We start from the raw sequence: 7,346 nt of genomic DNA on the forward strand, positions 1-7,346 counted from the left end.
ATAAACAAAGAGACTGTGGTTGTAGCCTTTCGAAAACCATCTGGTGGTAGGAGTTGAGAAACAATCCACAGTATCTGAAACAGTATAGCATAATGACCTTGGAGAGGGTCTATAAACACTACTACTTTATAATACGAGGAGTTGAGGTTATGTGTAAAGTAATTGCTGTAGTAAATCAAAAAGGTGGCGTAGGAAAAACAACCACTTGTGGCAATTTGGGGATTGGCTTAGCCAGAAACGGAAAAAAAGTGTTATTGATCGATGCAGACCCACAGGGAGATCTGACGGCAAGTCTGGGTTTTACTAATCCAGATGATATCAACAATACACTTGCAACAGTCATGATGAATACGATAAATGAAGTGGAAATGGAAACAGATTATGCAATTCTTCATCATAGTGAGGGTGTAGATGTGTTGCCTTCCAATATTGACCTTTCTGCTATGGAAATATCACTTGTGAATGTAATGAGCAGAGAGTTGGTATTGAAAAGATATATCGAACGGATTATGCAGAAAGTGAGGGCGGAAGATACGTTTACAACAAAAATCTATGCACCTACAATGGATAGAGGAAAACTGCCCGAAACTGGGTATTGATTTTCATGTTGAAATATAACCTTGAGTAATGAAAAAGGCGCTTGAGAGAAATCTCAAGCACCTAATAAAAATCGTCCATTAAAAAGTTGAAAAAGTAGGGGACAACTTTTTAGCAGACGATTATTTTAGAAAATAGCTTCGCCATTTTTATTCAGTTCAAGAGTATGAATTGCATGGTGGATATGAATCTCCATTGCATATTTGGCACCTTGTTCATCGCGCAATTTAAGAAATTCCATAATTAGTGCATGGTCTTGCACAGTGTTTTGGTAGAGAGACTCTTTAGAGGAGCCGATGATAACAGACTCGTCAATGGCATGATTGATCAAAGGAACTAAATGGCTCATGAAATCATTATGCGCAGCTGTAATAATTAATCGATGAAATTCCTGATCTGCCTTTGTCCAAGGTTTCCCTTTTTTTATTGTATCAACGACAATCTGTCCTTGCTTGTAGATCGCTTCTATCTCATCATCTGTTGCTCTGCGGCAAGCCAATGCGACAACCTGAGGTTCAAATAACAGACGTAATTCATATAGATCTTTCAGCTTAACTCGAATGCGGTCAAAATTATCAAGACCATAATTCCCTAGCACAGCTTCTTCAGATGACACAAAAGTACCTTTCCCACGGTGAACTTCCAATACACCCTGAAGCGTCAGCATACGGACAGCATCACGCAGTGTAGTACGGCTAATGCCAAGCTGTTTAGAAAGGATCATTTCGTTGGGCAATTGGTCCCCCGGTTGGTAAACATGTTCTTTTACGATCATATTATAGATCCTATCAGCAGTCTGTTGAGACAGACTTTTTTTACCCTGTTTCATATGTATCAAATCCTTCTTGTATGATGTCTTCTGTTTTTTATAAACAAGTTTGATATTATTCTTTATTTAATTATATAAAGAATCCTTTGAAAAGTCAAATTTTAGTACTATTTTACAAACTTTTTCGATTTAATTTATAAATAATGTTCGATTGACATATGACATCTTTTGATTTAGAATGACATCATACAATAAAATAAGAGATAATACAACGCAAGAAAAAATAAGAGGAGGAGTATAGATGAAGGAAAAAAGCTGTAATGTAACGCAGGGCATCAATAGAGCCCCTAATAGATCTCTGTTCTATGCACTTGGCTTTACGAAAGAAGAACTGGAAAAACCCTTGATTGGTGTGGTTTGTTCCAAGAATGAAATCGTTCCCGGGCACATGAATCTGGACAAGATTTCTGAAGCAGTAAAAGCAGGCATCAGAGCTGCAGGTGGTACGCCCATTGAATTCCCTGCGATTGCAGTGTGTGATGGTATTGCTATGGGTCATGTAGGCATGAAGTACTCTCTGGTAACAAGAGATCTGATCGCCGATTCTACAGAAGCAATGGCAGTTGCACATCAGTTTGATGGCCTGGTTATGATCCCTAACTGTGATAAAAATGTACCTGGTCTGTTGATGGCAGCAGCCAGAGTGAATGTGCCTACCATTTTCTGCTCTGGCGGCCCCATGCTGGCAGGTCGTTTGAATAACGGCAGACGCACCTGTCTGTCCCATATGTTTGAAGCTGTAGGTGCTTATCATGCAGGTACACTGGATGAAGCAGGAGTAGAGGAATACGAAAACAGTGCGTGTCCTACATGCGGTTCCTGCTCTGGTATGTATACAGCCAATTCCATGAACTGTCTGACAGAAGCAATTGGTATGGGTCTCAGCGGTAATGGCACGATTCCAGCAGTTATGTCTGCACGTCTGCGTCTGGCAAAACATGCTGGTATGCAGATCATGGAACTGGTTAAGAAAAATATCCGCCCCAGAGATATCATGACAGAAGCTGCATTCCATAATGCAGAAACAGTGGATATGGCTTTGGGTTGTTCTACAAATACAATGCTGCATCTGCCTGCAATTGCACATGAATGCGGCATCGAACTGAGTCTGGATATGTCCAATGAAATCTCTGCAAACACACCTAACCTGTGTCATCTGGCACCTGCAGGTGATACATACATGGAAGATCTGGAACAGGCCGGCGGCGTTCATGCAGTAATGAAAGAATTGACAAAGAAAGGTCTGCTGGAGACTTCTGTTATGACATGTACAGGTAAAACACTGGCAGAAAATCTGGAAGGTGTTCAAAACAGAGACCCTGAAATCATTCGTCCCATCGAAAACCCTTACTCTGCAGATGGCGGTATCGCTGTGCTGAAAGGCAATCTGGCGCCTGAAGGCTGTGTGGTAAAACGTGCGGCTGTTGCTCCTGAAATGATGCAGCATAAAGGTCCCGCAAAAGTATTTGACGGGGAAGAAGCAGCGATTGAAGCCATCTATGCAGGTAAAATCGTTCCCGGTGATGTTGTAGTCATTCGTTATGAAGGCCCTAAAGGCGGCCCCGGTATGCGTGAAATGCTGAATCCTACATCTGCAATCTGCGGCATGGGTCTGGGCGAAAGTGTTGCGCTGATCACAGACGGTCGTTTCTCCGGTGCTACAAGAGGGGCAGCAATCGGTCATGTTTCTCCTGAAGCGGCACAGGGTGGTAATATTGCACTGGTAGAAAATGGTGACATCATTGAAGTTGATATCAAGAATTGCAAGATCCATCTGGAAGTAGATGAAGCAACACTGCAGGAAAGACGTGAAAAATGGGTTTGCCCTGAAAAAGAAGTAACAGGTTATGCAGCTCGTTATAGAAAACTGGTTAGCAGTGCAGCCAGAGGTGCGGTGCTTGAATGATAGCGTGTTTTGTGACAGAATGATTAAGGAGGAATGGTTATGAACGCACTGAGAAAAATAGCCCAATTTGTAAACAAATATATGGCAGCCATCGTAATTGTAGTAACAGTTTTTGCTTATCTGGTTGATAATAGTTTTACAAGCTGGGTTGGTAATGCAGAATTTCTGGGAGGCAATATCAATGTAAATCATCTGCTGATGATTGTTATGTGTGGTATGGGTATGACAATGAAGTTAGAAGACTTCAAAATCGTTTTATCTCAGCCTAAAGATATTATTTTTGGCGAACTGGCACAGTTCGTAATCATGCCACTGCTTGGTTTTGGTATCAGCTGGATCTTTAAACTGCCTCCTGAACTGGCAGTTGGTGTAATCCTGGTTGGCTGCTGCCCTGGCGGTACATCTTCTAATGTAATGACTTTCATGGCGAAAGGTGACGTAGCACTGTCTATTGGTATGACTAGCGTATCTACAATTCTGGCTCCTATCCTGACACCACTGCTGTGCTCTTTCTATGTAGGTCTTTATACAAAAACAGGTGCAGGTGCCCCTATTGAAGTAAATGCTCTGGGTATGTTCCTGGATATTATCAAAATCGTTATCATTCCTATTGCGGTTGGTCTGATCGTAAATAAATTCTGGGAAAAATTTGCACAGTCTATCAAAGACATTCTGCCTCTGATTTCCTGTACAGCCATCTGTCTGATCGTTGGTTTCGTTATCGATGCGAATAGTGCAAAACTGTTTGCGAATGGTGCACTGATCGTTGTCGTTGTTATGCTGCACAACTGCTGCGGTTATTTGATGGGCTTCCTGGTAGGTAAAATCGTAAAAATGCCTATGGCAAAAAGAAATGCGATTGCAATTGAAGTTGGTATGCAGAACTCCGGTATGGCAACAACACTGGCGGCATCCTGCTTCCCTACATTGGCACTGGCAACAGTACCTGGTGCAGTATTCAGTGCATGGCATAATATCTCCGGGGCGATTGCTGCAAACTTGATGGCGCGTGCTGTGGATAAAGAAGCTGAAAAGAAATAAAATCTGACATATACATACTATGATCAAAAGGAGCATTGCCGTAGGGAGATGCTCCTTTTTTAAAACGAGAAAAGTGGGTTGTGATAGAAATGGCTCAAAATAAGATATAAGAATAGATTGTGTTAGACAGTGTAATAAAAGAGTTTGCAAGTTTTATTTTATAAATCTTGCGACACCTTCCTCGCATCAGATATTTTATAAGGAAGCAAAAATAAAAACCTCCGCTCATGCAAAAGAGTGGAGGTTTTTTTAGATATTCCGGCTGAAATGGGAAATGATCTCTTCTTTTACTTTAACAGGATCCCCGTTTTTGATGGCTTCCAGGATACGGATATGTTCAGCTACGTTTTTTGCTCTGTCTGTATCGGAGTGCTGATGGTCGTAGAGGACGACCAGATAGAGCAGATTAAAGAAGCCTGCATACAGGCCTTCCAGGGTCTCGTTTTTGAAGATTTTGATGAGGGAAACGTCGAAATCAATGGCAATCTTGGCAAAGGAAAGGCCGCTTTCCGGGGAGGTATCATGGATAAGCCCTTGCTGCATTGCCAGATGCTTTTCCATTTCTGTGATCAGATCGGGGATGAGCCCTTGTTCCCGGCATTGTTCGTAGCTGCCCAACAGCAAAATTTTCGCTGTATCCTGCACCTCTTCAAAAGTCTTGCTGTCGATCTGGATGACCTTTGGCCCTGCGTTAGGAACAAAGGTGATGAGATGCTCACTTTCCAGAATGGAGAGGGCCTCCCGAATAGGGGAATTGCTGACGCCCAGCTCCTGAGAAAGTTCCAACATATTTATTTTGTCTCCAAAGCCATAGGTCTGATCCAGAATGCGTCCTTTGATCAGATCATAGACCTGTTCTTTCATAGTTGTTTTCTTTAATGTACTCATATTTGCCCCTTTTCAAGCACGAAATCATTCATTCTCCTTCAAATTATAAACAAAAGGGGAATTTGCGTCAATGTCCGCATTTTTCACAGAGATAAGAGGGGAGATTTGGGAAAGACTACGAATTTGGGGGAAGGAAGCAGAATATTCGGGGAAAGCCATTGACATTAAGGCATAAGATGGTAAAATTTAATTATGGATTGTGCATAATGCGTAATTTTATGGCGCAGAAAATAGAAAGAAAGGATGAACCTAAATGAAAAGTTTATTCACACCTCTGAAAGAAGAAGGCCTGACAACACTGAAGATCAGACATAATTACAAAGACGGCAGCTTCAAACTGTACGCAGCGAAGGATTGGGAAGCTGATTTCGATTTCTCTAAATACAACAAGGAATTTTATCTGGACGGCATTTTCACAGAAGATGCAGTATATCTGAATACAAAACAGGTTAGAGAGCTGTACAAAAAATATGACCTGGAAGACTATCTGGATGAAATTCTGGATCTGGTAAGACAGGGGAAACATTTCGGTATCGATGCTTACTATCTGGCAAAATATGATATCCGTTTCATGATGCATGAACACAGCAGAAAGCTGGGCGTTCTGAATAAGAGCCACTCCATCATGGCCGGCGGTATCAGACGTCATTTCCCTGAAGAAGAAGAAAAGGAAGTTATCATCGATGGTCTGAACCTGGGCCGCGGCATGAGCTTCAAAAATATCGCAGGCAAACTGCCTTTCGGCGGCTGCAAAGCAACTGTACAGATGGATGAACTGGATATCAATAATATGGAGATTATGGGCTTCCTGGCTTATGCGCTGGATTCCACAAGAGATATGACTGGCCCTGACATGAACTTCCCTACAGAAATGTCCGATGTTATGATTAGAGAAGGCTTTTCTATGCAGTACACAGGCGGCCCCTCTGCAAAAACAGGCGAAACAGGCAAACCCACAGCATATGGCGTATACCTGACAATGAAACAGGCTGTGAAATTCAAAGAAGGTACAGAAAGCCTGAATGGAAAGAGCGTTGCTCTGATGGGTCTGGGCGCTGTTGGCTGGTATATGGGCGAACATCTGCTGAGCGAAGATGTAAAACTGTATGTAGCTGATATCAATCCAGCAAGAGCACAGGAATTTGTAGATAAACACCCCGGCAGAGGCGTGGAAGTTGTTTCTGTAGACGATGTTCTGTATATGGATGTAGATATCGTTTGCCCTTGTGCTATTGGTGGTATCCTGTATGATGAAAACATTCCTAAACTGAAATGTAAATACATTTGGGGATCTGCAAACAACCAGCTGCGTGCTTCCAGTCAGGAAGAAGAATACAGACTGGCAAAACTGGTTGCAGAACACGGCGTACTGTTCCAGTCCGAATGGTGGCATAACACAGCAGGCGTAATCTGCGGCGCAGAAGAATACCTGTATGACGGTGATGAAGAATCCCTGAAAAAGAAAGTAGAAGAGATCCTGCCTGCAAATACATGGAACAACCTGAATAGAGCAAAAGAACTGGATGTAACACCTACAGAGGCATGCTACTCCCTTTGCGAAGGCCTGCTGTACGAAGATTGATCGAAAATACGAAAGGCGAGTCATTTTGGCTCGTCTTTCTTTTTGCCCAAAAGAAATGAAAAAGTTGAAAAAAGGTGTTGACATTTTTCGTTATGCGTGTATAATAAATAACTGTCGCTGCGAAAAAACAGCACAACGAAAACAGAAAAGCACAAAAGAATTTAAAAAAATTCAAAAAATGCTTGACAGGATAGAACAGACATGATAAACTATCATTCGTTGCTGCGAAAGCGGATGACACAAATCGAATGAAACTTGAAAGTATTGAAAAAAATACTTGACGGTACAATAAAGATTTGATAAAATAATCTTCACTGCTAAAAAGCAGATTGATCCTTGAAAACTGAACAATGGATATGAAACACACAACCCATAGTCAATTCAAGCAAACGGAAACGAATGCTAAAAAGACAAGAGTTTGCTAGTTTAGAAAAAACTAGATTAGCCAGATACGAAACTGGCAGGTTTAAACTTTAATATAAGAGTTTGATCCTGGCTCAGGA

5 protein-coding genes and 1 pseudogene are annotated in these 7,346 nt (G+C 41.8%); 4 read left to right on the top strand and 2 right to left on the bottom strand.

Annotated elements, in window-relative coordinates; all coding sequences use genetic code 11:
• Positions 1-149: 149 nt before the first annotated feature.
• Positions 150-518: pseudogene (locus IJ369_RS03840) on the top strand (ParA family protein); the annotation flags it as partial.
• 206 nt (positions 519-724) lie between these two features.
• On the opposite strand, the gene IJ369_RS03845 reads toward IJ369_RS03840, so the two are convergent.
• The gene (locus IJ369_RS03845; protein WP_290716190.1) at positions 725-1,426 is read right to left on the bottom strand and encodes a FadR/GntR family transcriptional regulator; all 702 of its coding nucleotides are present in this window, start codon (positions 1,424-1,426) and stop codon (positions 725-727) included.
• Between the two features lie 241 nt (positions 1,427-1,667).
• Between IJ369_RS03845 and ilvD the strand changes: the two genes are divergently transcribed.
• Together ilvD and IJ369_RS03855 are read left to right on the top strand one after the other, a co-directional pair.
• Positions 1,668-3,332 carry a dihydroxy-acid dehydratase gene (gene ilvD, locus IJ369_RS03850; protein WP_290716192.1) on the top strand — a complete coding sequence of 555 codons (1,665 nt, stop codon included), beginning with the start codon at positions 1,668-1,670 and terminating at the stop codon, positions 3,330-3,332.
• A 39-nt stretch (positions 3,333-3,371) separates the two neighbouring features.
• Positions 3,372-4,373, top strand: a complete 1,002-nt coding sequence (locus IJ369_RS03855; protein ID WP_290716195.1) for a bile acid:sodium symporter family protein — start codon at positions 3,372-3,374, stop codon at positions 4,371-4,373.
• A gap of 249 nt (positions 4,374-4,622) precedes the next feature.
• Here the strand turns inward: IJ369_RS03855 and IJ369_RS03860 are convergent, their stop codons facing one another.
• The gene (locus IJ369_RS03860; RefSeq protein ID WP_290716198.1) at positions 4,623-5,261 is read right to left on the bottom strand and encodes a GntR family transcriptional regulator; all 639 of its coding nucleotides are present in this window, start codon (positions 5,259-5,261) and stop codon (positions 4,623-4,625) included.
• A gap of 253 nt (positions 5,262-5,514) precedes the next feature.
• Between IJ369_RS03860 and IJ369_RS03865 the strand changes: the two genes are divergently transcribed.
• Positions 5,515-6,843 (top strand): Glu/Leu/Phe/Val dehydrogenase family protein, encoded by a 1,329-nt coding sequence (locus tag IJ369_RS03865; protein ID WP_290716200.1) that lies wholly within the window; start codon positions 5,515-5,517, stop codon positions 6,841-6,843.
• Positions 6,844-7,346 lie beyond the last annotated feature (503 nt).

Source organism: Anaerotignum sp., from assembly GCF_017483025.1.
Taxonomy (GTDB): domain Bacteria; phylum Bacillota; class Clostridia; order Lachnospirales; family Anaerotignaceae; genus Anaerotignum_A.

Bases quoted from the DNA above. Each gene is read 5' to 3' on its own strand.
- IJ369_RS03845 (WP_290716190.1), bottom strand. From the start codon at position 1,426: ATGAAACAGGGTAAAAAAAGTCTGTCTCAACAGACTGCTGATAGGATC.
- ilvD (WP_290716192.1), top strand. From the start codon at position 1,668: ATGAAGGAAAAAAGCTGTAATGTAACGCAGGGCATCAATAGAGCCCCT.
- IJ369_RS03855 (WP_290716195.1), top strand. From the start codon at position 3,372: ATGAACGCACTGAGAAAAATAGCCCAATTTGTAAACAAATATATGGCA.
- IJ369_RS03860 (WP_290716198.1), bottom strand. From the start codon at position 5,261: ATGAGTACATTAAAGAAAACAACTATGAAAGAACAGGTCTATGATCTG.
- IJ369_RS03865 (WP_290716200.1), top strand. From the start codon at position 5,515: ATGAAAAGTTTATTCACACCTCTGAAAGAAGAAGGCCTGACAACACTG.